21 protein-coding genes, 1 tRNA gene and 1 pseudogene are annotated in these 22,765 nt (G+C 63.7%); 7 read left to right on the top strand and 16 right to left on the bottom strand.

Features of this window, described 5'->3' with window-relative positions:
- Positions 1-114 precede the first annotated feature (114 nt).
- The 13 genes and pseudogenes from ACQY4T_RS15615 to gyrA form a co-directional block, all read right to left on the bottom strand.
- The gene (locus ACQY4T_RS15615; protein WP_428532253.1) at positions 115-486 is read right to left on the bottom strand and encodes a hypothetical protein; all 372 of its coding nucleotides are present in this window, start codon (positions 484-486) and stop codon (positions 115-117) included.
- 220 nt (positions 487-706) lie between these two features.
- Entirely contained in the window at positions 707-871 is a 165-nt protein-coding gene (locus tag ACQY4T_RS15620; RefSeq protein ID WP_428532256.1) for a hypothetical protein, read from the bottom strand.
- A gap of 3 nt (positions 872-874) precedes the next feature.
- Positions 875-1,321, bottom strand: coding sequence for an efflux RND transporter periplasmic adaptor subunit (locus ACQY4T_RS15625; RefSeq protein WP_428532259.1), 447 nt, complete (start codon positions 1,319-1,321; stop codon positions 875-877).
- Complete coding sequence (locus ACQY4T_RS15630; RefSeq protein ID WP_428532262.1) at positions 1,318-1,689, bottom strand: FAD-dependent oxidoreductase; 372 nt, start codon at positions 1,687-1,689, stop codon at positions 1,318-1,320. Before ACQY4T_RS15630 ends, ACQY4T_RS15625 begins: the two co-directional genes overlap by 4 nt.
- A gap of 41 nt (positions 1,690-1,730) precedes the next feature.
- Complete coding sequence (locus tag ACQY4T_RS15635) at positions 1,731-2,330, bottom strand: FAD-dependent oxidoreductase (RefSeq protein WP_428542902.1); 600 nt, start codon at positions 2,328-2,330, stop codon at positions 1,731-1,733.
- Positions 2,331-3,029: 699 nt separating this feature from the next.
- A complete protein-coding gene (locus ACQY4T_RS15640; protein ID WP_428532265.1) occupies positions 3,030-3,281 on the bottom strand; it encodes an alpha/beta fold hydrolase in 252 nt (83 codons plus the stop codon).
- Positions 3,274-4,469: pseudogene (locus ACQY4T_RS15645) on the bottom strand (ISAzo13 family transposase). The gene ACQY4T_RS15640 and the pseudogene ACQY4T_RS15645 overlap by 8 nt, the downstream one beginning before the upstream one ends.
- 397 nt (positions 4,470-4,866) lie before the next feature.
- Positions 4,867-5,631, bottom strand: a complete 765-nt coding sequence (locus ACQY4T_RS15650) for a hypothetical protein (protein ID WP_428532268.1) — start codon at positions 5,629-5,631, stop codon at positions 4,867-4,869.
- 84 nt (positions 5,632-5,715) lie between these two features.
- Positions 5,716-5,791 (bottom strand) — tRNA-Lys (locus ACQY4T_RS15655).
- An 88-nt stretch (positions 5,792-5,879) separates the two neighbouring features.
- A complete protein-coding gene (locus tag ACQY4T_RS15660) occupies positions 5,880-6,380 on the bottom strand; it encodes a peptidylprolyl isomerase (protein ID WP_428532271.1) in 501 nt (166 codons plus the stop codon).
- Between the two features lie 19 nt (positions 6,381-6,399).
- Positions 6,400-6,990 carry a peptidylprolyl isomerase gene (locus ACQY4T_RS15665; RefSeq protein WP_428532274.1) on the bottom strand — a complete coding sequence of 197 codons (591 nt, stop codon included), beginning with the start codon at positions 6,988-6,990 and terminating at the stop codon, positions 6,400-6,402.
- A 49-nt stretch (positions 6,991-7,039) separates the two neighbouring features.
- A complete protein-coding gene (coaD, locus tag ACQY4T_RS15670; RefSeq protein ID WP_428532277.1) occupies positions 7,040-7,561 on the bottom strand; it encodes a pantetheine-phosphate adenylyltransferase in 522 nt (173 codons plus the stop codon).
- Positions 7,554-10,406, bottom strand: a complete 2,853-nt coding sequence (gene gyrA / locus ACQY4T_RS15675) for a DNA gyrase subunit A (protein ID WP_428542905.1) — start codon at positions 10,404-10,406, stop codon at positions 7,554-7,556. The genes coaD and gyrA overlap by 8 nt, the downstream gene beginning before the upstream one ends.
- Before the next feature lie 385 nt (positions 10,407-10,791).
- On the opposite strand from gyrA, the gene ACQY4T_RS15680 reads away from it, so the two are divergent.
- The 4 genes from ACQY4T_RS15680 (at position 10,792) to ACQY4T_RS15695 (ending at position 16,676) form a co-directional block, all read left to right on the top strand.
- Positions 10,792-11,313, top strand: a complete 522-nt coding sequence (locus ACQY4T_RS15680; RefSeq protein WP_428532280.1) for a hypothetical protein — start codon at positions 10,792-10,794, stop codon at positions 11,311-11,313.
- The gene (locus tag ACQY4T_RS15685; RefSeq protein WP_428532283.1) at positions 11,310-13,502 is read left to right on the top strand and encodes an acetate--CoA ligase family protein; all 2,193 of its coding nucleotides are present in this window, start codon (positions 11,310-11,312) and stop codon (positions 13,500-13,502) included. Before ACQY4T_RS15680 ends, ACQY4T_RS15685 begins: the two co-directional genes overlap by 4 nt.
- Positions 13,502-14,821 (top strand): Rieske 2Fe-2S domain-containing protein, encoded by a 1,320-nt coding sequence (locus tag ACQY4T_RS15690; protein WP_428532286.1) that lies wholly within the window; start codon positions 13,502-13,504, stop codon positions 14,819-14,821. The genes ACQY4T_RS15685 and ACQY4T_RS15690 overlap by 1 nt, the downstream gene beginning before the upstream one ends.
- Positions 14,822-15,464: 643 nt before the next feature.
- Positions 15,465-16,676, top strand: coding sequence for a heme-binding protein (locus ACQY4T_RS15695; protein ID WP_428532289.1), 1,212 nt, complete (start codon positions 15,465-15,467; stop codon positions 16,674-16,676).
- Positions 16,677-16,728: 52 nt separating this feature from the next.
- Here ACQY4T_RS15695 and ACQY4T_RS15700 read toward each other — a convergent pair whose 3' ends face one another.
- Positions 16,729-17,511, bottom strand: coding sequence for an SDR family oxidoreductase (locus ACQY4T_RS15700; protein ID WP_428532292.1), 783 nt, complete (start codon positions 17,509-17,511; stop codon positions 16,729-16,731).
- A gap of 233 nt (positions 17,512-17,744) precedes the next feature.
- On the opposite strand from ACQY4T_RS15700, the gene ACQY4T_RS15705 reads away from it, so the two are divergent.
- Positions 17,745-19,115: a S41 family peptidase gene (locus ACQY4T_RS15705; protein WP_428532295.1), complete on the top strand. Its 1,371-nt coding sequence runs from the start codon at positions 17,745-17,747 to the stop codon at positions 19,113-19,115.
- A 49-nt stretch (positions 19,116-19,164) separates the two neighbouring features.
- Here ACQY4T_RS15705 and ACQY4T_RS15710 read toward each other — a convergent pair whose 3' ends face one another.
- On the bottom strand, positions 19,165-20,208 hold the full coding sequence (locus ACQY4T_RS15710) for a bile acid:sodium symporter family protein (protein WP_428542908.1): 1,044 nt from the start codon (positions 20,206-20,208) through the stop codon (positions 19,165-19,167).
- 458 nt (positions 20,209-20,666) lie between these two features.
- Here ACQY4T_RS15710 and ACQY4T_RS15715 point away from each other — a divergent pair, with 458 nt between their 5' ends.
- Positions 20,667-21,350 (top strand): 3-oxoacid CoA-transferase subunit A, encoded by a 684-nt coding sequence (locus tag ACQY4T_RS15715; RefSeq protein WP_428532298.1) that lies wholly within the window; start codon positions 20,667-20,669, stop codon positions 21,348-21,350.
- 43 nt (positions 21,351-21,393) lie between these two features.
- On the top strand, positions 21,394-22,056 hold the full coding sequence (locus ACQY4T_RS15720; protein WP_428532301.1) for a 3-oxoacid CoA-transferase subunit B: 663 nt from the start codon (positions 21,394-21,396) through the stop codon (positions 22,054-22,056).
- A 143-nt stretch (positions 22,057-22,199) separates the two neighbouring features.
- On the opposite strand, the gene ACQY4T_RS15725 is transcribed toward ACQY4T_RS15720, so the two are convergent.
- Entirely contained in the window at positions 22,200-22,703 is a 504-nt protein-coding gene (locus ACQY4T_RS15725; protein ID WP_428532304.1) for a flavin reductase family protein, read from the bottom strand.
- Between the last annotated feature and the right edge of the window lie 62 nt (positions 22,704-22,765).

Here is a 22,765-nt window from a genome sequence, read left to right on the forward strand (position 1 = left end):
TCCAGCCTTCGGCCCGAAGACGCACGGGCTGCCGCCGCTGTCGAAACTGTGCAGCGGCGCCAGGCCATCTTCCATGCCGAACGCCCACTAATGGGCTGAGCAACGGACGATCCGTCATCCATCCACGTCTTTCCCATCGAGCCCCATCAGCATCATATTGACCACGAGAGCGCTTTTGCGCTCTGCGCGGTCGGCGATCCGCCCGGCAACGATGCCGCCGATGGGCCGCATGAGAAAGCCGGCCGCGAACGCGCCGGCGGCGCCTTGAAGTTCCAGGATCGGATCGGAGGACGGGAAGAATTGTCGCCCGAGAATGGTCCCGAACACGCCGTAGAGGACGAAGCGCAGAACTCGATCGCATAAGCCGCGACGGTCAGCGCGACTGACATGACCAGCCGCCGCCGAGCGGCGAGAAGTTTGTGTAATGGAGGGGATGTCTTTTTCCGTCACCGGCGCGCCAGCGGCTTGGAGTTCGCCCGTCCGCATTCTGCCTCGCGCAGATGATGTGACCGTTCAGGTCACTTTAGTTTTCCGGGGTGCAACCGCGAGCCACGCTTCGTGGGTTGGGGCATCGCGTCGATCCGGCTTTTGCATCTCGCTGAGCATGACTTGCTATGATAAGCATGCTGCCAAAATTGGGTCAGCGTTACGCTCGCCGGGCGGTCGGGTGTAATTTGTCAGAGCAGCTCCGGCCCGCGTCGCATTGTCATGTCATGCAATCTAGTTCGGCGAACTCACCCGGAGCCAGCGATAGGTCCTGGTTCGCGATAGTGGCGCGGGCATGGATGGTGCCGGAGCTTCGGTTGACCGCGTTGTCCATGAAGTCGACCGTTCCGCGGTAGATCCGACCCTGGCCACCGAACTGGAGCACAACCTAGCCGCCCGAGGCATGGCCCCCTTGGCTGACTTGATACTTGATGAACTCATCCTGGCTCATATCGAAGTCGATATAGATCGGATCGAGTGAGACGATCGTCGTCAGCAGGGTGGTTGGGCGCGAACCGCCGCGACTTCCGCTCACAAGGTCACCCACGGAAACCAGGTGATTGCTGATCCGCCCGGTGAACGGAGCGGTGACGTGGCAGAACTCCAGGTCAAGCCGCGCGTCCAGAATGGCTTGGGTCGCGGAGGCCACCGATGCGGAGGCTGCTTCCTGTTCGGCCTGGCGTTGATCGACCGTCTCCACCGTCCCGAAGCTGGTGGCTTTAAGTTGCTGGGCGCGCCAGAGTTCAACCTTGGAGAGTGCGAGCCGGGCTTCTGAGGATTGCAGCGTCGCGGTTGCTTGTCGCAGCCTGATTTCGAATGGCCTCGTGTCGATCACGAACAGCAGGTCGCGCCGGCGAACAAACGGTCCGCCAACGCATGTCCCTCGGCGATCGCAACCGGCGTCAGGTTGACGCGGTTTGTCACGTCACCGATGGCGTAGATGTTCGGGACAGTGGTTACATAGGAATTATCAACGCAGACGGCGCCTTCGGCGTCACTGGCGATGCCCGCGCCGTCGATGCCCAACGACTCGGTGTTCGGTTTGCGTCCCACGGCATACAGCACGCCGTCCGCGACAAGCTCGATTCCATCGTTCAAGTAGAGAACCAAGTGATCCGATCGCCGACCAATGCGTGTGACCTGCCTGCCCAGATGGACGGAGACACCGGATCGGCCTACCGCGTGACCGAGACGGGTCCGCAAATCGATGTCGAATCAGCGCAACATCAAAGCGCCGCGACAAACTAGCGAAACTTGGGCGCCCAGACCGTGAAAGATTCCGGCAACTCCGCAGCGATATAGCCTCCGCCGATGATCACCACCCGTATCGGCATATGCTGGAGGTGGAAAGCTTCGTCTGACGTAAAGATCGCGTTTCGAAGATCGGGCCCAAGATCGGCATAACCGGGGACGACGGGACGGCCGCCCGTGGCGATCAAGATCCGGTCGGCTGTCACGTTTCTCCGGTTCAAAGCTATCGTGTGTGCGTCAACAGGTGTCGCCTGCTGGTTGAAGATCGTGCATCCGGCCTGGCACAGCAGCGATGTATATACGTCATTCAGCCGAGCGATCTCGGCGTCCTGGGCGGCAATCAGTGCCGCCCAGTCGTGGGCTGCGTCTTCAAAATCCCAGCCGAGGGCACTGGCGTCACGCAGGGTTGCCGCATAGCCTTCGGCCATGGTGAGCAGCTTTTTCGGAACGCAGCCAACATTGACGCAGGTTCCGCCCCACCGCCGACTCTCCGCGATCCCCACCCGGGCGCCGTGCTGTGCCGCGACTCGCGCGGATCGTACGCCGCCTGAACCGCCACCGATGACAAAATAATCGAAATCTGCAGAGGACATCGCGGAAGCTCGGAGCTTATAGGGGTGAATGAGGACACTGGCATCAGTCGACCAATTAAAGTCGGCGGCCGATAATGAAGGTCCGCGGGAGCTCTCCGTGAGTCCGGTTGCAAATCCAGTCGTCGTCAGCGGGAGGTAAACCGCCAAACTTGCTCGGCCAGAAACCTTCGCATTAGCGGGACCATCTCATCCAGCCGGTCCTCGAGGGCGAAGTGCCCAGTATCCAGAAGGTGCAGTTCGGCCTTTGGAACGTCGCGCAGGAACGCTTTCGCGCCTTCAACCGGAAAAATGGGATCGTTCTTTCCCCACATGATCGGCGTGGGAGGCTGGTGAAAGCGAAGGCACTCCTGGAAGCGCGGATAGAGATCGACATTCGTGCGGTAGTCGTAAAACAGATCTAACTGAATTTCGCGTTCCCGGGGCGATCAAGAAACAACTGGTCGTGCAACCATGCCGCTGGATCCACACGCGATGGGTCCTGGACGCCGTGCACGTATTGGAAGCGCGTCGCGTCCGGAGTCAGCAGCAAGCGAAGCGCGTCGCGATGATCGCGCGAATTCTCAGCCCATAACGCACGAAATGGCTCCTAGAAACCCTGCAGGCCTTCCTCGTAGGCGGTTCCATTCTGCACGATCACGCCGCTTACGCGCGTCCGATGCTTCAGGGACAGGCGGAAGCGTACCGGCGCGCCGTAATCCATTACGTAGATAGCATAGTGGGACCTATCTGGTCGAGGAAGGCAGCGATCAGGTTCGCGATGGCGGCAAAGCTGTACTCGAAGTTGGCCTTGTCGGGCCTCGACGAAAGTCCGAACCCCGGAAAATCCGGCGCGATGACGTGGTATCTATCGGCAAGGGCCGGAATCAGATTTCGATACATGTGTGACGAGCTGGGAAACCCGTGCAGCATGACTAGGGACCCGTCAGGAATTAACTGCATCATCTCATCCATAACGAGGCCGGATCGTATAATTCCAGTTGTCGTGAAACTCGTCGCGAGCGATGCTGATCGAGGCCATGTCCTCGTCTGATACCACGATGCCTTTCGGATAGCTGTTTCGGTCCGCACCGTCAGCCCTGCATCGGTCGTCGTGGCGCCGATCAGATCGACGATCACCTGATAGCTCACCAGCGGTCTGGCCCGCCAGTTCATGCTGATGAACGAGAACAGCCGGTGCTCGATCTTGTTCCATTTGCTGGTGCCGGGCGGCAAGTGATGGACACGGATGTCGATGCCGAGTTCGGTTGCCAGCCGTTGCAGTTGGCGTTTCCAGAGCCGCACGCGCGAGCCGTTGCTGCCGCCACCGTCGGCGGTGATGGTGAGGTATTTGGCTTCCGGGTAACGCTTGGCGCCCACATGGTACCACCAGTTGCGGATCGTCTGCACCGCGAAGGCGGAGGTGTCATGGTCGACGCCAACGCTGACCCAGCCGGCGTTGGCGGCAATATCATAGACCCCATAAGGCACCGCACGGCCGAGTTGCTTGATCAGGAAGTCATGCACCCGCACCGCCTCGGGGTCGCCTTGCGGTCGCCACGCGCGGCCAGCATTCTTGAAGTCGCCGACAATCTTCTTCTTCTTGGTATCGACCGAGATCACCGGCTGCTGCGCCGCCAGGGCTGAGCTGACGCGCGCGTTGATGTGGACGAATTGGGCGTCGCGATCGGCATGCCCCTCGCCCTCGCGGGTCTTGCGGTTGGCCTGCAGGCTGAACTTCTGCTGCTTCAACAACTCGCCAAACACGATGTGGCTGATCGTGTGGCCAAGCGCGCCGAGTTCAGCCGCCAGACGGCGCAGGCTCTTGCAGGTCCAGCGCAATGGCGACATCGGATCGCCGCGCTCGCTTGGACCGACCAACCCAAGCAGGTCATCCAGCAGCGTCGCATTGGTCGCCACCAGCTTCTTGCGCCCGCCGCCGGGGCGGCGAACTCGATCAGACGGCAATGCCCCCATGGCGGAGAGTTCGCCCAGCCCGCGCCCGATGGTACTGGCGGCGAGCCCGGTCGCTCGCGACACCGCGGCAATCCCGCCATACCCGGCGCTGCGCGCCTTGGCAGCGGCAAATGATCTCCGCCGGCGCTCATCAAGCAGCGCTGTACAGGTGGTGAAACGGTCGCGGATGGGACTGCTATCGATCATCTCGGCACGCTATGAAACCGACGCGTGACCTGGGAACTCCCGGTAGCAATGGAAAGACCCACTCGATTCGCCTATTTCCTGCCGGACCCTTAGTGCTCGTCGCCCGTGCGAGTGAACGTGTGACACCGAAGGGTCTGGAGGAATTCTACGAGCTCACCGTCCCGGCATCAGACACTGACATCCGGCGGCTGATCGACGATGGCGTCCTGGAGCCGGGGACGTCGAGGTCGTTGAATCCGCTCCATTTGACGACGACCTCGGAGCACTGGAAGAAGATCCAATCGGTCAGACAAAGAACTGCCGGCAATCGACGATAGACACGGTCATAAGTATATGACCCTGATGGCTGGACTAACTGGAAGTAGTATGGGCAATGAAATGTGGGCTATACAGTTTTCTAAAATAAACCGGCCACTTTACCCAGTGGAGCGGAATCTTCCTGATCCAGGTCCAGGCGAGGTTCGCATTCGGTTCGAAGCCTGCGGCGTCTGCCATAGCGACGGGGCAGGGCGGCGGGCGAGTTGCTGGCTCTTTGCGGCGCCGTCGCCGGTGATGACGGCGACCACGCCCTTGGCGCGCTCGAAGCTTTCGATCGCCTCGCGAAACTGGCGGTCCAGCACGGTGCAGTCGGAGACCACGAGCGCGGTGGCGAACAGCTTGTTGTCGGCTGCGCCGTGCAGGTCGACCAGGAAGTGCGCGGTCCAGGCGATGGAGTTGGTCTTGCCCGACCCGGCCGAGTGCTGGATAGGTAGCGCCCGCCCGGCCCCTCATTGAGCACCGCGTGCACCAGTTTGCAGGTCGCCGCCAGCTCGTGGAAGCGCGGAAAGATCCAGGCCACTTGCTGTTGGGCACTGCGCACCGGGATGATGTAGCGGCCGAGGATCTCCAGCCAGCCGTCGCGCTGCCAAACGCTTTGCCACAGATAGGCGGTGGGGGCGCCGCTCGGCTTCGGTGGTTTGCCGGCGCCGTGCTCGTGGCCCTGGTTGAACGGCAGGAACGCGGCCTCGGCCTCGGCGAGGCGGCTGGTCATCCGCAAATCCTTGTTCGACACCGCAAAATGCACCAAGGCGCCCCCGGGGAAGGACCGCAGCAATTCGGTGGTGTTCTTGCCCGGGGTCCTTGGGTTGCGGTCGCAGCGGAATTGGTCGACCGCGTCCGGCACGGACTGCGTGTAGTCCTGTTGAAGGAGAACCGCTTGCAGCCATCAAAACGAGCTGAAATGAAAAATGCAAACGGTTGGTTAGCTTGGTGAGCCCGGTGGGATTCGAACCCACGACCCCAAGATTAAAAGTCTCGTGCTCTACCAACTGAGCTACAGGCTCACCGTCGGGCTTTGAACGCCATGCCGGGCCGCCGGTCAAGCATCGCCGGGCAGCAACCGGCGCATGCCCGACACCAACGTCAGGCCGATCAAGCAGCGTCGGCGGCGACCGACAGTTTCTCGATCTTGTCCGGATCCGACACCGTGCCGCCGCCACCGCTGCCACGCTTGATCTGGTCGACCAGATCCATGCCCTCCACCACCTGGCCCCAGACGGTGTATTGGCCGTTCAGGTGCGACGCCGGCTCGAACGTGATGAAGAACTGGCTGTTGGCGCTGTGCGGGCTTTGGCTGCGGGCCATGCCGCAGGTACCGCGGACGAATTTCGCCTTGTCGGAGAACTCGGCGCGGATATTGTCCAGGTCGCTGCCGCCGGTACCGGTGCCGGTCGGGTCGCCGCCCTGGGCCATGAAGCCCTCGATCACGCGGTGGAACACGGTGCCGTCATAGAAACCCTTGCGCGCCAGTGTCTTGATCTGTTGCACGTGCATGGGTGCGATGTCGGGCAGCATCTGGATCACCACGCGGCCCTGTTTGAGCTCCAGATACAGTGTGTTCTCGGGGTCGAGAGCCGGCTTCGAGTCACTCATCGCTGTCTCCTTATGGATACTATTTCACGTCGGCCGCGACGCGCATGTGTACGATCCGGTCCGGGTCGTTGACGATACCACTGCTGCCGCTGCCGCGCTTGATCGCGTCGACATACTCCATGCCGCGAACGACCTGGCCCCAGATGGTGTATTGGCCGTCCAGCGACGGGGCCGGGGCGAACATGATGAAGAACTGGCTGTTGGCGCTATTCGGCGCGCTGGTCCGAGCCATGCCGCAGACGCCGCGCACGAAGTGGCGCTGACTGACTTCCAGCGGCAGATCGGGCAGCTTGCTGCCACCGGTGCCGGTGCCGCTCGGATCGCCGCCCTGGGCCATGAACCCCTCGATCACACGGTGGAACGGCGTGCCGTCGTAAAAACCCTGGCGGGCCAGCGTCTTGATCCGCTCGACCGTCTTGGGGGCGACCTCGGGCAGTAGCCGGATCACCACGCGGCCCTGTTTCAGGTCGAGGTCGATGGTGTTCTCGGGGTCAGTGGACTGCGCGGAACTGGTCTGCGCCGAACCCGGGCTCGCACCAGTCAGCAGCGGTGCGGCCAGGGCGGTGATGCAGACCGCGGTGCTGGACAGGATCAGGGTGCGGCGGTGCATGGCGCCCTCCTTCGAAGCATAATGGGCCAAAAATCCGTGCGAGACAGGGTCAGCCGCGGATGCGCTGCAGAATGCGTTCCAAGGTCGTCGGCGGCACGAACGAAGAGATATCACCGCCCAGCCTGGCAACCTCCTTGACCAGGCGCGAGGCGATGAACTGATGGGTTTCGCTGGCCATCAGGAACACGGTCTCAACGTCGGGGGCCATACGGTAGTTCATGCCGGCCATCTGGATTTCATAGTCGAAATCCGACACCGCGCGCAGGCCGCGCACGATCATCGAGGCACCGACCTGGCGGGCGAAATCGACCAGCAGGGTATCGAACGGGATCACCTCGATGACCATGCCGTTCCGGCTGGCGATGGTGGCGATCTCGGCGCGCACCAGTTCGACCCGCTCCTCCAAGGTGAACAGCGGGCCCTTGCCGGTGCTGATGGCGACGCCGACCACCAGCCGGTCGAGCAGCCGAGCGGCACGGGCAATCACGTCGAGATGACCGTTGGTGATCGGGTCGAAGGTCCCGGGATACAAGCCGATCCGTCGCGTCGTCGGGTTGGCGCGGTCAGCCATCGCTTGGCTCCCCGGGGTTTGGACTGTGGTTTTCCTCGTCCGGGCCATGCGCGCCCGGTGCGTCGGGATGGCCGCCATCCGCCGGATCCGAACCGACATCGGGCCGATCATCTTGTGCGGCGCCGTTATCGTCGGTGTCGTCCTCCAGCACGGTGAACACGCTGGTCACGTGCTCACCCTTGTCCACGCGGAACAGAGTGACCCCCATCGCCTGCCGCCCGGTGGTGCGGACCTGATCGACCGGGACGCGGATCAGCCGCCCGGCGTCGGTCACCATCATGATATCGTCGCCTTGGCGCACCGGGAAACTCGCCACCACGGTCTTGCCGTTGCGCGGCACCAAAGTGATGTTGCCGATGCCCTGTCCGCCGCGCCCGGTGACGCGGTACTCATAGGCCGAGGTGCGCTTGCCGAAGCCCATGTCGGTGACGGTCAGCAGCATTTCCTCGGCGATTTCCATTTCGGCGAAGCGGTCGGCCGACAGCGTCACCTCGGCAATGTTTTCCTCGAATTCGGCGGCCGCTTCGCCGGCGACAATATCGGCCGCCGGGACATCCGCGACGGCCTCGGCCTCGGCCTCGCCGTTGCCGTTGTTGCGGCGTTTGGCATTGGCCTGCTTCAGGTAGGCCAGGCGGTCTTCCGGGCTGGCTGGGACATGGCGCAACACCGATAGGCCGATGACCTCGTCGCCGTTCAGCAGCCTGATGCCGCGCACGCCGGAGCTGTCGCGGCCAGCGAACACGCGGACCTGATCATCGAGCAGCCGGAAGCGGATGCAACGGCCCTTGCGGGTCGCCAGCAGCACGTCGTCGCCCTCGCGACAGGTGGCGACACCGATCAGGTGGTCGCCCTCGTCCAGCTTCATAGCGATCAGACCGGCGGCGCGCACGTTCTTGAAATCCGACAGCCGGTTGCGCCGCACATTGCCCAAGGCGGTAGCGAACACCAGGTGCAGGCTGTCCCACAGGGTCTCATCCTGCGGCAGCGGCAGCACCGTGGTGATGGTATCGGCACCCAGCTCTGGCAGCAGGTTGACCAGCGCCCGTCCCTTCGCCGTCGGGCCAGCCTCCGGCAGCTTCCAAACCTTGACCCGGAACGCCTTGCCGCCCGAGGAGAAGAACAGCACCCATTGATGGGTATGGCCGTTGAAGCTGCGGGTGACGATATCATCGCCGCGCATCCCCGCCCCCGACCGTCCGCGTCCGCCGCGATTCTGCGCTCGGAACGTCTCCAGCGTGGTCCGCTTGATGAAGCCGTCGCGGGTGATCGTCACCACCATCTGGCCCGGCTCGATCAGGCTCTCGTCGTCCTGGTCGGCCAGCGCGTCGGCGATCTCGGTCATCCGCGGACTGGCGATCTCGCGGCGCGCGGTGGTCAGTTCCTCGGTCATCACCTCCATGCGGCGGATGCGCGAATCGAGGATGTCGAGCAACTCGCGGATCTTGCCGGCAACCTCGGTCATCTCGGCCTGGATTTTTTCGCGTTCCAGCCCGGTCAGCCGTTGCAGCCGCAGCTCCAGGATGCCGCGCGCCTGCTCCTCGGTGATCCGCACCGTGCCGTCGGCGGCAATCACGTTGCCGGGTTCATCGATCAGCGCCAGCAGCGCGCCGATATCGGCCGCCGGCCAGTCGCGGTCCATCAGCGCGGCGCGCGCCGCGGCGGCGTCGGGGCTGGCGCGGATCAGCCGGATCACCTCGTCGATATTCGCCACCGCGATGGCCAGCCCGACCAGGTTGTGCGCCCGGTCACGTGCCTTCCCCAGCTCGAACCGTGACCGCCGCAGGATCACCTCTTCGCGGAACCGGATGAAGCACGACAGCGCCTCGCGCAGCCCCATCTGCTTCGGCTGCCCGTCGTCCAGCGCGAGGACGTTGATGCCGAAGCTGGTCTGCAACTGGGTGAACCGGAACAGCTGGTTCAGCACCACCTCGGGCGTGGCGTCGCGCTTCAGCTCCATAACGATGCGCATGCCCGAACGATCGCTCTCGTCGCGCATTTCGCCGATGCCCTCGATGATCTTGCCGCGCACCAGTTCGGCGATCTTCTCGATCAGCGTCTTCTTGTTCACCTGATAGGGAATTTCGGTGACGATGATGGCCTGGCGGTCGCGCCGGATCTCCTCGAATTCGGTCTTCGCCCGGATCGTTATGCTCTCCCGCCCGGTCTCAAACGCCGCGCGAATGCCGGAACGGCCGATGATGATGCCGCCGGTCGGAAAATCCGGCCCCGGAACGATCTTCATCAGCTCATCGAGCGAGAGATCTGGTTCGGCGATCAGCGCCAAAGTGGCGTCAATGATCTCGCTCGGGTTGTGCGGCGGGATGTTGGTCGCCATGCCGACCGCGATGCCGTTGGCGCCGTTGATCAGCAGGTTGGGGAACTTCGCCGGCAGCACCAGCGGTTCTTTTTCCGTCTCGTCGTAGTTCGGCTGGAAGTTGACGGTGTCGCGGTCGATGTCTTCCAGCAGCAGCGCCGCCGCCTTGGCCAGCCGCACCTCGGTGTAGCGCATCGCCGCCGGGTTATCGCCGTCGACCGAACCGAAATTGCCCTGCCCATCGATCAGCGGCAGCCGCATCGAGAAGCTCTGCGCCATCCGCACCATGGCGTCGTAGATCGAGGCGTCGCCGTGCGGGTGATACTTGCCCATCACGTCGCCGACCACGCGGGCGGATTTGCGATACGGCTTGTCCGGCGTGTAGCCGGCTTCATGCATGCCGAACAGAATACGTCGATGCACCGGCTTCAGCCCGTCGCGGGCATCCGGCAGCGCCCGCGCCACGATCACGCTCATGGCGTAATCGAGGTATGAGCGGCGCATCTCCTGTTCCAGATTGACCGGCTGCATGTCGCCGTATGGGCCGGTCGGGTCCACGGGCGGGTCGGGTGTGTCGCTCAAGTCTCAATCCATTGTTCGCGTCCGCACGGAAGCGGGCTGGGCGGGGTGTGCGTCCGACCGGCGCTTGATAGGCTGATTCGGGCGCCGTGGCGAGGGGTGAGTTGGGAGCCCAAGGCATTCGCCGGATCGAGCCGGCGCGGAAGCTCGTTGCCGGCGCGGAGAAGGCGACGTCGGGCCCGCCGGGCCAGCCAGGGATGGCCGTCGCCGGCCGGATGGCTCGCTTTGACCTGGCACAACCTGTATAACGCGGCAAAGCCGTGGGGGGGACAATATGGCGGAGATCCTGGTGCTGGGGATTTCGCACTATCCGCCGCTGACCGGGCATGATTAGCGGATGTCGGATATCTTGCGGCGGATGCAGCGCAATCCCGCTCTGCCCGAACATTTGCGCCAGCCCGAGGGTTGGCCGGCGGAGATCCGGGCTGAATGGGCCGGCGATCAAGGCACCGCGTCAACCAGCCGGCATCGGGCGGCGCTGCTGGGGCGGATGAACAAGACCCGCGCCGCGCTGGATGCATTCAAGCCGGAGTTCATCCTGATTTGGGGCGACGATCAATACGAGAACTTCCGCGCGGACATTATCCCGGCCTACTGCATCAGCGCGTTCGACGGTTTCAACTTCTCGCCGCCGGCTGCCAACGTCTGGGGCGAGACCGACAAGCTGCGGCACGGCGACTACCAGGCCTGGCGGCAGTATCCGGGCGCTTCAGTCGAGGATAGCGGCCAGCAGGAAATCCTGAACTGGATGTGTCTGGTCGTTGCCTTGCACGCCCTGGAGCGCAGACCCAAGGACCTTGGCTTCGTGGATACCTGGATCTTCAATTCGTCGAAGACTTTCCTGGTGGCGCCGCCATGATGATTTCTCCCGATGCCATGCGGGATGTCTATGCGCGGCAGGATCTGGAGCGGCTGATCAACCCGCGCCTGGTGGCTGTCGTGGGGGCCTCGGAAACGACAGAATCTTTCGGCGAACGCACGCTGGCCAATATGGCGGATTTCACCGGCGAGGTCGTCGCGGTCAATCCGAAATACGCCACGCTGCTGGGGCGTCGCTGCATGCCGAGCCTGGCGGCAATTGGCGAGTCTCCCGATTGCGTGGTGCTGTGCGTGGCGCGTGCGATGGTGCCGGACATGGTGGCGGCGGCCGGAGCGGTGAAGGCCGGCGGGGCGATCGTCTATGCGTCGGGCTTCAGTGAAACCGGCAAGCCGGACCGAGTGGCCGAGCAGGAGGCTCTCGTCGCGCTGTCACGCCGCCATGGCGTTCGGCTGGCCGGCCCAAACTGCGTCGGACTGGCCAACACCGCGTCGCGCGCAGGCCTCAATTTCATGCCGGATTACGCAACGATGGGGCATCGCCGCGGCCCGGTCGGGATCGTTTCGCAGAGCGGTGCGCTCGGCTACAGCATGCTGCAGGCGATGGGGCCGGGGATCGGCTTCACGCACTATCTCGCGGCCGGCAATTCGGCCGACGTGGATGTCTGCGACTACATCTCCTACCTGGCTGAGGATGAAGATACCCGCTCGATCATTTGCCTGTTCGAAGGCATCAAGGATGGCGGGCACTTCCTGCGGGCGGCGTGCAAGGCGCGCGACGCGGGCAAGCCGTTGATTGTTTACAAGGCGGGCACCAGCGTCGCCAGCGGCCAGGCGGCGCTGTCGCACACCGGGTCGATCGTCGGGTCGGCGGCGGCCTATCAGGCGGCGTTCCACGAGGCCGGCTGTATCGCTGTAAACGATCTGGAATCGGTGCTGGAGCGGGCGAATTTCTTCGCCAAGGCATCGGCGCCGGCCGGCGGTCTCGGGGTTGGTGTGCTGTCCACGTCCGGCGGCGCATCGGTGATCAGCGCCGACAAGGCCGAGCAGCACGGCGTGCCGCTGCCCGGCTTGGCGGCAGCCACGGCGGCGGCGCTCGATACCGTGGTGCCGGAATTCGGCTCGGTCGCCAATCCGTCCGACCTGACGGCCGAGGTGCTGAAGACCGCCGAGACGTTCGGCTTCTGCCTGGACGCGTTCGTTGCTGATCCGGGCTATAGCGCGCTGGTGATCCCGATGGTGTTCGCGCACGCGTCCTCCAGTGGCGCGCGGGCCGTGCGATTGAGTGAAACCGCGCGGCGCACCGATCGCGCGATCGCCGTGGTATGGATGAACGAGTGGCTGCAGGGGCCCGGCAGCGAGGCGTTCGACCGCGATCCCAGGGTCTGCACGTTCCGCTCGGCCGACCGCTGCTTCCAGACGTTGCGATCATGGTTCGAATGGCATGCGCGCCGGGCCCGTCCGGCCCTGGCGCGGGTTCGGCTCGCGCCCGAATCCGCCGCCGGCGCGGCTCGCGCGGTGATCCGATCGGCCAGGCCGGTGCTGGCTGAGGTGGAATCAAAACGGGTGCTGGCGGCCTATGGCATTGCGGTGCCGCGCCAGGAGCTGGCGGCTGATCCGGATGCGGCCGCCGTCGCGGCGGCTCGGATCGGTTTTCCGGTGGTGGCCAAGATCGTCTCAGCCGACATTGCACACAAGACCGAGGCCGGCGGGGTGGCGCTGTCGCTGCGATCAGGCGACGAAGTGCGGCTGGCGGCGACCGCGATCCTGGCGTCGGCGCGGGGCTATGCGCCGGAGGCGGTGATCGATGGGATCAGCGTGCAGCAGATGCTTGAGGGCGGCATCGAACTGGTGGTCGGCGTCAAGCAGGATCCGCAGTTCGGTCCGCTGATCGCTGTCGGGCTTGGCGGCGTGGCCGTCGAGTTATGGGGCGATACCGCGGTCCGGCTTGCTCCGGTGGGACCGGATGGCGCACGGGAGATGGTGCGGAGTTTAAGGAGTTTTCCGCTGCTGGACGGCTATCGCGGAGCGGCGAAGGTCGATCTGGATGGACTGGTCGGGCTGATCTGCCGATTGTCGGAAATGGCATTCGAACTTGGCGACGTCATTCAGGAGGTCGATATCAATCCGGTGATCGCCCGGGCCGACGGCGTGGTGGCCGCCGACGCTCTGGTGGTGACCCGCAAGCCGGACCAAGTCGGCAATGACACGCTTTTGAGGGGACGCTGCTGATGCTGTCGCATGAGGACAATGAAAGGCTGACGCGGGTCGGTTGCGGCACGCCGATGGGTGAGTTGTTCCGGCTGTACTGGATCCCGTTTTACCCCGCCAAGGACCTGATCGCCGACGGCCAGCCGAAACGCATCAAGCTGCTGGGCGAGGACCTGGTGGTGTTCCGCGACGCCGAGAACCGGGTGGGCCTGATCGCCAATGCCTGCGCCCATCGCGGCGCGCCATTGATGTTTGGCCGTAACGAGGCCTGTGGCATCCGTTGCGTCTACCATGGCTGGAAGTACGACGTGACCGGCGCGGTCACCGACATGCCCGCCGAACCGCCAACCAGCCGGCTGGCCGAACGGGTCAGGATCAAGGCATATCCGTGCCGCGAGCGGAACGGTGTGGTCTGGACCTACATGGGGCCGGACCCGCTGAATGCGCCGCCGCTACCCAACATGGAATGGAATCTGGTTGCGGACGAAAACGTTGTCGTCACTTTCCGGGTGCAGGAGTGCAACTGGCTGCAGGCGCTGGAGGGCGAGATCGATTCGGCGCACGCGCCGATCCTGCACGGACGGATCGACGCCAAGGGGGCGATCGCCGATTGGATCGCGGCGAAAGACCTGAAGCCGATGTTCCAATCGATCCGCCAGGACTTCGGCGTCAGTATCGCGGCTCGGCGAAGGTTGGACAACGACAAGCTGTATTGGCGGGTCAATCAGTTCCTGATGCCGTTCTATTCGCTGGTGCCGCCGCAGTCCAAATTCCCTGATCTGAGCGGGCATGCCTGGGTCCCCATGGATGACGAGCACACGCTGTGCCTGATGTTTTCCTATCACCCGACAGAGCCGCTGTCGGAGCGGACCCGCTCGATGTTCCTCGACGGCCATAACGGACGCGAAAGTGGGCACGTGAGCCGCAACGCGTACGCGCCAAAAAGTCCAGTGACGCCCTATGCTGACTTCTGGACCAAGTACAATCCTGGATCCGGCTTCCTGTTCGACTATGAAAGCCAGCAGACCACCTGGTTTTCCGGTCTGCCTGGCCTGTGGGTGCAGGACGCCGCGTGCCAGTCGGGGCTGGCGCCGATCTATGATCGCAGCACGGAACATCTGTGTAGCAGCGACGCCGGGATCGTGATGGTGCGCCGGCTTTTGCTCGACAGCGCTGCCGATTATGAGCAGCGCCGGTTGAAGCCCCCAAGCGTCGACGATCCGGACGTATTCACGGTCCGTGCGGTTTCGTTGACGCTGGACGAGGGAATCGGCTGGGCCGATGCCGGTGATCGGCCGATGCGAGCGAAGCCAGGCAGCGGGTTCGGTTATCAACTTTGAGAATGGCATAGGCCAGCGCTGCGCCATAGGGTCGATCCCCGCGGGGATCGCGAATGTCGCCCGAAGGCGCGGTCGCCATCACGCGGCTGGGTTATCGACTTCAGAGCCTAACCCGAAAGTGCCTGACGCGGCGGTTGGAGACGATGACAATTCATGGAATCTTCGTGTCATTGTATCTTCGTGTTAAATTGAAACTCCGCAAACTTGCTGGCAGTGAATGGGTGGCACCTATTCGACTAAATCCTCCGTCTATTACCTCAGATTGATTATATTTGCCGTTTATTAGGCTTTGTAAACACAAAGACACAATGACGCGAAGGTCGCATCGCCGCCGGCTTTCTCACCTCGTCTGCTGTGTGCGTCGGTCAGGGGATTCAAGTCGCAACAGCCGATACGGCAAGCACGCTGTTGCCGTCTGTGATGAACAAAATCCCCGCGCGGAACACGGCAGACCTTCCGGCATCCAAAGTGTGAGCTGATTCACAGTCTGGCGGTCGTTCGTGGGCTATAGGCTGTCAGTCGGCCGGGTCATCGGCGGTCCGGTTGCGGACTAGACTTCATCAGCCGAAGCCGCTGCCGTCCCGGTCTTGGCAAGTAAGCCAGACGCGGTGCTCACAATAGTCCAAGTACAGGAGACTCCCATATGAAAGACAGAATTTCGTCCGAGCGCTTCTCGGGCCGGAACAATACCGATGGCCTGGGGCTGCTGGCCGATCTTGCGGGAACCTGGAGGGGGAAGGGGTTCAACCTGATCGCCCGGCCCGATTTCAAGGACAACACGGACCTTTACTTGCAGCTAAACCAGACCCGAGAGACGTTGACCTTTGAACCGATCGGCTCGCCAGTTCCGAACCGCGGCTTCGGCCAGGACGACATCGCGCTGTTCGGGCTGACCTATCTGCAGAAGATTACTGATGCCGGCGCGGATGGCGCGCTGCATATCGAGCCCGGCATCTGGGTGACGCAACCGAACACCGATTTCCCACCGCAATCCGTTGCCAAGCCGGGCCAACTCGTCGCCAGGATGGGCACCATCCCGCACGGCAACGCGCTGTTGGCGGAAGGTGTCGCGGAGCCTTTCGTGGGTCCTCCGGTGCTGACGGTTCCGGGCAGCCAGTACAGCTTCTCGCGCTTTCCGTCGTTCAACAGTACCCCGTTCGCGGTTCCGCCCACCGCGCCGGGGATCGTGTTCAACGCGGCGGGATCGTCCGAACGGCTGACCGCCCCGACCGTGCCGGCGACGCCGTTTCCGCAATACGATGTCAGCGTGCCGATCGGTCCGATCCCAGCCGGTCCGTTCAACCCTCCGTTCACGCTGAACACGCGCACGCCGTTCGCTACAGCACCGGCGGAACCGCCCCTGCCGCCGAACATCCATGGGGTTGCGATGCAGGACATAGTCAACGATCCGATGCTGTTATTGCAAAACGACATCGAGCGTCTGGTAGCTGACGGCTACACATTCGAAGGCACCGCGCTGAACATCGCGACGGCGACACCGCTTAGTTTTCTGACGGAGCGTAACTCAGGTGCTCAAGGTGCCACGGCGCAGGTCCAGGTGCCGTCGTTTGGCGGCGGGATCGAGAATATCCAGTTTCTGCAGGGTGAGAGCCCAGTGGTCGGCGGGACACAGGAACTGCAGGAGAATGCGCAGACTGCGATTGTCTATGCAACGTTCTGGATCGAGAAGGCGACCCACAAGGCGACCGGGCACGAGTTCATGCAGCTTCAATACGCCCAAATGGTGGTGCTGAACTTCCCGATCCTGCATCTCTTGCGGGGAACCCCACCGGCTTACGTGAACCTGGGGTGGCCGCACGTCTCGGTGGCGACCCTGCGCAAGAGCTTTGGCTAAATGCCACGCAGGCTCGGATCGCGATCGGACCCGAGCCTGTGGGCGACCCTGATCAAGTGCTGGACGAATTGAACGCGCCGCCGTCGAGCAGCAGGTTCTGGCCGACGATGAAGCTGATCTTGGCCGAGCACAGGAAGGCGCAGGCGTCGCCGAACTCGGTTGGGTCGCCGGCGCGGCCGGCCGGGGTCTTGGACAGGCGTTCTTGCACCAGGTCGTCCACCGGGCGGTTGCTGGTTCGGGCGGCCTGTTCGAAGCCGCCGCGCAGGCGGTCGGTGAGGAACGGGCCGGGCAGGATGTTGTTGATCACCACGTTGTGCTGCGCGACCTGACGGGCGAGGCCGGCGACGAAGCCGGTCAGGCCGGCGCGGGCGCCGTTGCTCATGCCGAGTTCGGCGATCGGCGACTTCACCGAGCCTGAGGTGATGTTGACGATGCGGCCGAACTTGCGCTCGATCATGCCGTCGATCACGGATTTGATCAGGAAGATCGGCGCCAGCATGTTGCCGTCCACCGCCTTGATCCAGGCTTCGCGGTCCCATTCGCGGAAGTCGCCGCGGGGCGGGCCGCCGTTATTGTTGATCAAGATATCCGGCGCCGGACAGGCGGCGAGGGCGGCGGCGCGGCCTGCCTCGGTGCTGATGTCGCCGGGCACGGCGGTGACCTTGGCGCCGGTCAGTTGACGGATTTCGCCGGCGGTCTGGTCCAGCGCGGCGGCGGTGCGGGCGGTGATGACCAGCTCGACCCCCTCACGCGCCAGGGAGATTGCACAGGCCCGGCCGAGTCCCTTGCTGGCGGCGCAGACGATGGCTTTCTTGCCTTGCAGTCCGAGATCCATGGATCGTTCCCCGTTTGAGTGGATGGGCGGCGACATTACCAGGGCGAGATTACCAGGGCGATCCGGGCTCGCCTATGGTTCGGCCGCCTGGGTGAGGAAGCTGGTTTTTCGCTTAGGTCTGGACCAGCTCGGGCGGATGTGACAACGATGTCACGCGTCGGTCATTGCGCAATGGCGGGGCAATCCGATTTAGACCAACATCACACTTCTTTCGGCAGTAGCAAGGTGGCGCGATGAGAATGACGAAGATCGGGGTCGCTTTGTTGGCCGGGACCAGCTTCGCGGCCGGTTGCGCCGTCGCCTCCAACGGCGGGATGTTCCCCGCCGCTGCGCAAGGGTCCAACCAGCAGCAGACCTATCAGATGCTGACCTTGTTCAGCACGGTGCTGGACCGGGTTCGCGCCGATTACGTCGAGCCGGTGTCCGATCGCACGCTGATCGACAACGCGCTGAACGGGATGCTGACCGGGCTGGATCCGCACAGCGCCTACATGACCGACCAGCAGTGGCACGACATGCAGACCGAGACCAGCGGCAAGTTCGGCGGCATCGGCCTGGAAGTGACCGACAATGCCGGGCTGCTCCAGGTGATCAGCCCGATCGACGGCACGCCGGCGGCGGCGGCCGGCTTGCTGCCGGGTGACCTGATCACCGCGGTGGACGGCAAAACGGTCGAAGGGTTGAGCTTGAACGACGCGGTGTCCGAGATGCGCGGGCCGCCGAACACCGAGGTTCACTTGATCGTCAAGCGCGAGGGCGTGACCACCCCGATCAACGTGACGCTGACGCGCCAGATCATCCATGTCGAGACGGTAAAGAGCCGGCTGATCGATGACATCGGCGTCATCCGCATCAGCGAATTCACCGAACGGACCGATCCCGGCGTACGCGACGCGATCAAATCGTTTCGCGCCCAGGCCGGCGGCCACCTGCGCGGGCTGATCCTGGACCTGCGCAATGACCCGGGCGGCCTGTTGGATCAGGCGATCGCGGTGTCGAACGACTTTCTGCCGGGTGGCGGGATCGTGTCGACCCGGGGGCGGCACTCGGACGACGATCAGACATGGTCGGCCAAGTCGACTGAGGACGTGTCGGGTGGCCTGCCGATCGTGGTATTGACCAATAATGGGTCGGCCTCGGCGTCAGAGATCGTGGCCGGGGCGCTGCAGGACAACCACCGGGCGCTGGTTCTGGGCACGCAGTCGTTCGGCAAGGGATCGGTGCAGACGATCTTCCCGCTGGCCGGCAACGGCGCGGTGCGTCTGACCACCGCGCGCTACTACACGCCGTCGGGCCGGTCGATCCAGGGCGTCGGGATCACGCCGAACGTCGAGGTGCAGGAGACTCGCACCCCGGCGCCACATTTCGCGCCGGAGCACGAGGCCGACCTGCAGCACATCCTCTCGGTGCCGGGCAGCAGCACGAAGGCGTCGCCGCCACCGCCGCCCGCGGTGCTGCCGGTGGCGGCTGGGCAGATCCCGCGGTTGCCGCCGGAGAATTGGCCGAAGTTCGATCCGAAGAAGCCGGCGACGGATTTCCAGTTGCAGCAGGGTCTCGTGCTGGTGCGTGCGATCGTGGCGAGCGGCAAGGCGGCGTCGCGGTAGGGAACTCCGCTGTCCGAGCCGCTGGTCGCTTCAGACGGAGCCTGGTTAGCTAGCTCTGCACGGCCGCGTCGATGATCGGCAGCGCCGCGCCAGCGCTGGCCTGAGCTGTCGCGGCACGCTTCGCGAAGCGACGCGCGAGCCAGGCGCAGACCACGAGCTGCATCGGGTGGTAGAGCATGATCGGCAGTACGACGACCCCCAGTGTCGGACCGGAAAACAGCACGCTGGCGATTGGAATGCCGGCGACCAGCGATTTCTGCGAGCCGCAGAAGACAACGGCGACCTGATCGGCGTGACCAAGGCCGAAGGCGCGCGCGCCGGTATGGGTGATCAGCAGTGCCGTCGCCAGCAGAACGGCGACAACCAGGCCCAGCGCCAGGAATATCGGCGGCGGTAGCTGGTGCCATATCCCATGCATGACGGCCGCGCTGAATGCGGTATATACCACCAGCAGGATCGAACCCCGGTCGGTTAACGCCAGCACCGACCGATTTCGCGCGGCCCAGGCTCCGATCCATGGCCGCAGCAAATGCCCGACGATGAACGGCAGCAAGAGCTGACCGAGGATCTTCCACATGCCAGAAGCATCGATCGCGCCGCCATGTAAGTGGGCCATGAGACTGAACAACAGCGGTGTGAGCAGCAGACCAGCCAGGCTCGACGCGGTAGCCGCGCACACTGCGCCGGCGACGTTGCCTTGCGCGATCGAGGTCAGCGCAATGGATGACTGCACGGTGGATGGCAGCGCGCAAAGGAACAGCACGCCTAGCACCAGCGTGCGGGTCAAGGCATGCGGAAAAAGCGCGGTGAGCGCGGTCCCCAGAATTGGGAACAAGACGAACGTCGTGGCAGCGATGGCAAGATGCAGCCGCCAGTTGGTCATTCCCGCGATAATCGCGTCACGCGATAGCCGCGCGCCCTGCAGGAAGAACAGCGATCCGATGGCGAATATGGCCAGCGTGCTGAAGATGGTGGCACCGATCCCGCGGCACGGCAGCACTGTCGCGACGGTCATGGTTGCCGCGAGGGCGAGCACGAAGGTGTCGGGTCGCCATCGGCTGATGGTTCGGCTGAGCTGACTTGCCCCCGACATGTCGCGTTCCTCCGGCGCTCTCGTGAGCAGATTTCGCATGAAAGTGGCTTCGCAACTGTGAAGAAGCTCACAACGGTGATGGATTATCGGTCTTGTCTCCTAACGAGTTGATTTGCTTCCCCAGTCTGACCGTTGCCTCGGTATTAGACGGCACCGGCTAAGAGTCGGTTTCGCCGAGTCCATTAGTGTTGACACCTAAAAACCCAGAAGTAGTCATTATTGATGCGGCGATTTCTTGCATTGCGCCCCTTTTTTACTTGGTTACTGGACGCGGGCTTCGGGCAGCTAAAACACACGCACCAGTCGCAGGGCTGAAGTCCCAATAGGTGCGGTTGTCTAGCCAGTAGTTGGCGTCGCAGCCGTAGGGCCTGAGCGGTCCCCGCGCTTCGCCATCTTGGCATCGGCGGTTCGCGGCGCTACACCGAACCGACACTCGCCGCTTGCAGGAAACGCCGCGCATGATCAACAAGATCGTCCAATCCATGCCCGACCTGATGGCCGACATCAAACACGGCTCCGTCGTCCTGCTCGGCGGTTTCGGCGCGGTCGGGCAGCCAAATGCGTTGATCGACGGGCTGATCGAGCAAGGTGCCACCAGGCTGACAGTGGCCTGCAACAACGCCGGCGCCGGCCATACCGGTCTGGCTCGGCTCATGGAGCTTGGCCGGGTAGCCAAGATCATCTGCTCGTTCCCGCGCAGTTCCGACCCGGTGGTATTCGAAACACTATATCGGGCCGGCAAGATCGAGTTGGAGATCGTCCCCCAGGGTACCCTGGCGGAGCGAATGCGCGCGGCGGGTGCCGGCGTACCAGCGTTCTTCACCGCAACCGGGGTCGGCACCAAGATGGCGGTCGGCAAGGAACATCGCGAGATCGACGGGCGTACCTACATCCTGGAGCAGGCGTTGCCCGGCGATGTCGGGCTGGTGGAAGCGTGGGAAGCCGATCGCTGGGGCAACCTCACGTTCAAGCAGGCCGGTCGCAACTTCAACCCGGTGATCGCCACCGCCTCGGCGCTAACCCTGGTGCAGTCCCAGCATATCCGCGAACTGGGTGAGATCGACCCCGATCACGTGGTCACGCCGGGCATCTTCGTGGACCGCGTGCTGCACGTGCCATACGGTGATCCGTCGGGGTTCTGATCAGCATCGCGCAGCGTTACGGCGCAACAAGGAGACCTATCCGATGTCCGCTACCGAAGCCGGGTTCAAACCATTCAGCCGCCTGCAGATGGCGCAACGTGCAGCGTCCGATATCCCCGAAGGATGGTACGTCAATCTGGGCATCGGCATCCCGACCATGATTGCCGATCACGTTCCTCGCGAACGGGAGGTGATCTTCCACTCCGAGAACGGCGTGCTGGGGATGGGACCGGCGCCGGAGAAGGACAAGATCGAGCCGTGGCTGATCAACGCCGGCAAGCAATACGTCACCATGCGGGCCGGCGGCAGCTTCTGTCACCACGCCGACAGTTTCACCATGATCCGCGGCGGCCACCTAGATCTGTGCGTGCTGGGTGCGTTCCAGGTCGCCGACGACGGCGATATCGCCAACTGGGCAACCAGCGAGAACGACACCGCTCCGGCGGTCGGCGGAGCGATGGATCTGGCGGCCGGCGCCAAGCGGCTATGGGTGCTGATGGAGCACACCGCAAAGGACGGTTCGGCCAAGCTGGTTGCGAAGTGCAGCTATCCGCTGACCGCGCCGGGGGCGGTGAAGCGGATCTATACCAACCTGGCGACGATCGACGTGACCGAGCGGGGATTCGTGGTGCTAGGCATGGCGCCTGGGCTCGGTTTCGACGACCTGCAGGCGCGCACCGAGGCGAAGCTGCATCTGGCGTCCTGATCACGGGAGAACGATTCGTAGTAGAACCTCTTTAGGGTCCGAACAATTTGCGGTTGGCGTTCTGGTCGATGATCGGCGCGTCGAAGGATTGCTCGCGTGGCGTGCTGGCCCTCCCGGGGTAGAACATGTCCCCGTCGATGCGTTCAACCTCCGTAATACACGTTGTCGCCAAGGTCCTTCATTTCCAGGATGGCCGCATCGGCGCGGCCTTTCGGCGGTTGCATGACGTGCGCCTCGGTAACCTCGGCGATGACGATATGATGGTCGCCCAATTCGGCGATCTGGGTGACCGAGCACTCCACCGCGGCGATGGCGGCATCGAGGATCGGGGCGCCGTTGGCACCGGCATGGAATTCCTGCCCGGACAGCTTGCCGCCCTCGACCGCGGCCGGCTTGAAAAAGGTGAAGGCGACGCCCTTGTGCTCCTTGCCAAGCATGTTGAGCGCGAACTTGCCGGTTCCCTTGACCACCGTATGGGCGCCGGAATCAGCTTTCACCGCGACCACGATCAGTGGCGGCGCGAACGATCCCTGGGTGACCCAGTTGACCGTGGCAGCGCCGATATTGCCTTTGCCGTCATCGGCGGTAAGGACGTAGATCCCGTATGGGATCATGCGCAGTGCGGTCTTCCTGGCGTCAGCGTCCATGGTTTCCTCCGACTAACACTGAAGCCTCATTTTAGGCCAAACCAGCGTCCGAGTCTAAGTCG

Origin of the sequence: Rhodopila sp., from assembly GCF_965277825.1 — a bacterium.
Taxonomy (GTDB): Bacteria; Pseudomonadota; Alphaproteobacteria; order Acetobacterales; family Acetobacteraceae; genus Rhodopila.

Excerpts from the sequence above, each read along its gene's own strand:
- coaD (WP_428532277.1), bottom strand. The coding sequence starts at position 7,561 with ATGGCTGACCGCGCCAACCCGACGACGCGACGGATCGGCTTGTATCCC.
- ACQY4T_RS15615 (WP_428532253.1), bottom strand. The coding sequence starts at position 486 with ATGCGGACGGGCGAACTCCAAGCCGCTGGCGCGCCGGTGACGGAAAAA.
- ACQY4T_RS15680 (WP_428532280.1), top strand. The coding sequence starts at position 10,792 with ATGTCGGATATCTTGCGGCGGATGCAGCGCAATCCCGCTCTGCCCGAA.
- gyrA (WP_428542905.1), bottom strand. The coding sequence starts at position 10,406 with ATGCAGCCGGTCAATCTGGAACAGGAGATGCGCCGCTCATACCTCGAT.
- ACQY4T_RS15715 (WP_428532298.1), top strand. The coding sequence starts at position 20,667 with ATGATCAACAAGATCGTCCAATCCATGCCCGACCTGATGGCCGACATC.
- ACQY4T_RS15635 (WP_428542902.1), bottom strand. The coding sequence starts at position 2,330 with ATGTCCTCTGCAGATTTCGATTATTTTGTCATCGGTGGCGGTTCAGGC.
- ACQY4T_RS15660 (WP_428532271.1), bottom strand. The coding sequence starts at position 6,380 with ATGAGTGACTCGAAGCCGGCTCTCGACCCCGAGAACACACTGTATCTG.
- ACQY4T_RS15725 (WP_428532304.1), bottom strand. The coding sequence starts at position 22,703 with ATGGACGCTGACGCCAGGAAGACCGCACTGCGCATGATCCCATACGGG.
- ACQY4T_RS15690 (WP_428532286.1), top strand. The coding sequence starts at position 13,502 with ATGCTGTCGCATGAGGACAATGAAAGGCTGACGCGGGTCGGTTGCGGC.
- ACQY4T_RS15695 (WP_428532289.1), top strand. The coding sequence starts at position 15,465 with ATGAAAGACAGAATTTCGTCCGAGCGCTTCTCGGGCCGGAACAATACC.
- ACQY4T_RS15710 (WP_428542908.1), bottom strand. The coding sequence starts at position 20,208 with ATGTCGGGGGCAAGTCAGCTCAGCCGAACCATCAGCCGATGGCGACCC.
- ACQY4T_RS15640 (WP_428532265.1), bottom strand. The coding sequence starts at position 3,281 with ATGGATGAGATGATGCAGTTAATTCCTGACGGGTCCCTAGTCATGCTG.
- ACQY4T_RS15665 (WP_428532274.1), bottom strand. The coding sequence starts at position 6,990 with ATGCACCGCCGCACCCTGATCCTGTCCAGCACCGCGGTCTGCATCACC.
- ACQY4T_RS15685 (WP_428532283.1), top strand. The coding sequence starts at position 11,310 with ATGATGATTTCTCCCGATGCCATGCGGGATGTCTATGCGCGGCAGGAT.
- ACQY4T_RS15720 (WP_428532301.1), top strand. The coding sequence starts at position 21,394 with ATGTCCGCTACCGAAGCCGGGTTCAAACCATTCAGCCGCCTGCAGATG.
- ACQY4T_RS15700 (WP_428532292.1), bottom strand. The coding sequence starts at position 17,511 with ATGGATCTCGGACTGCAAGGCAAGAAAGCCATCGTCTGCGCCGCCAGC.
- ACQY4T_RS15705 (WP_428532295.1), top strand. The coding sequence starts at position 17,745 with ATGAGAATGACGAAGATCGGGGTCGCTTTGTTGGCCGGGACCAGCTTC.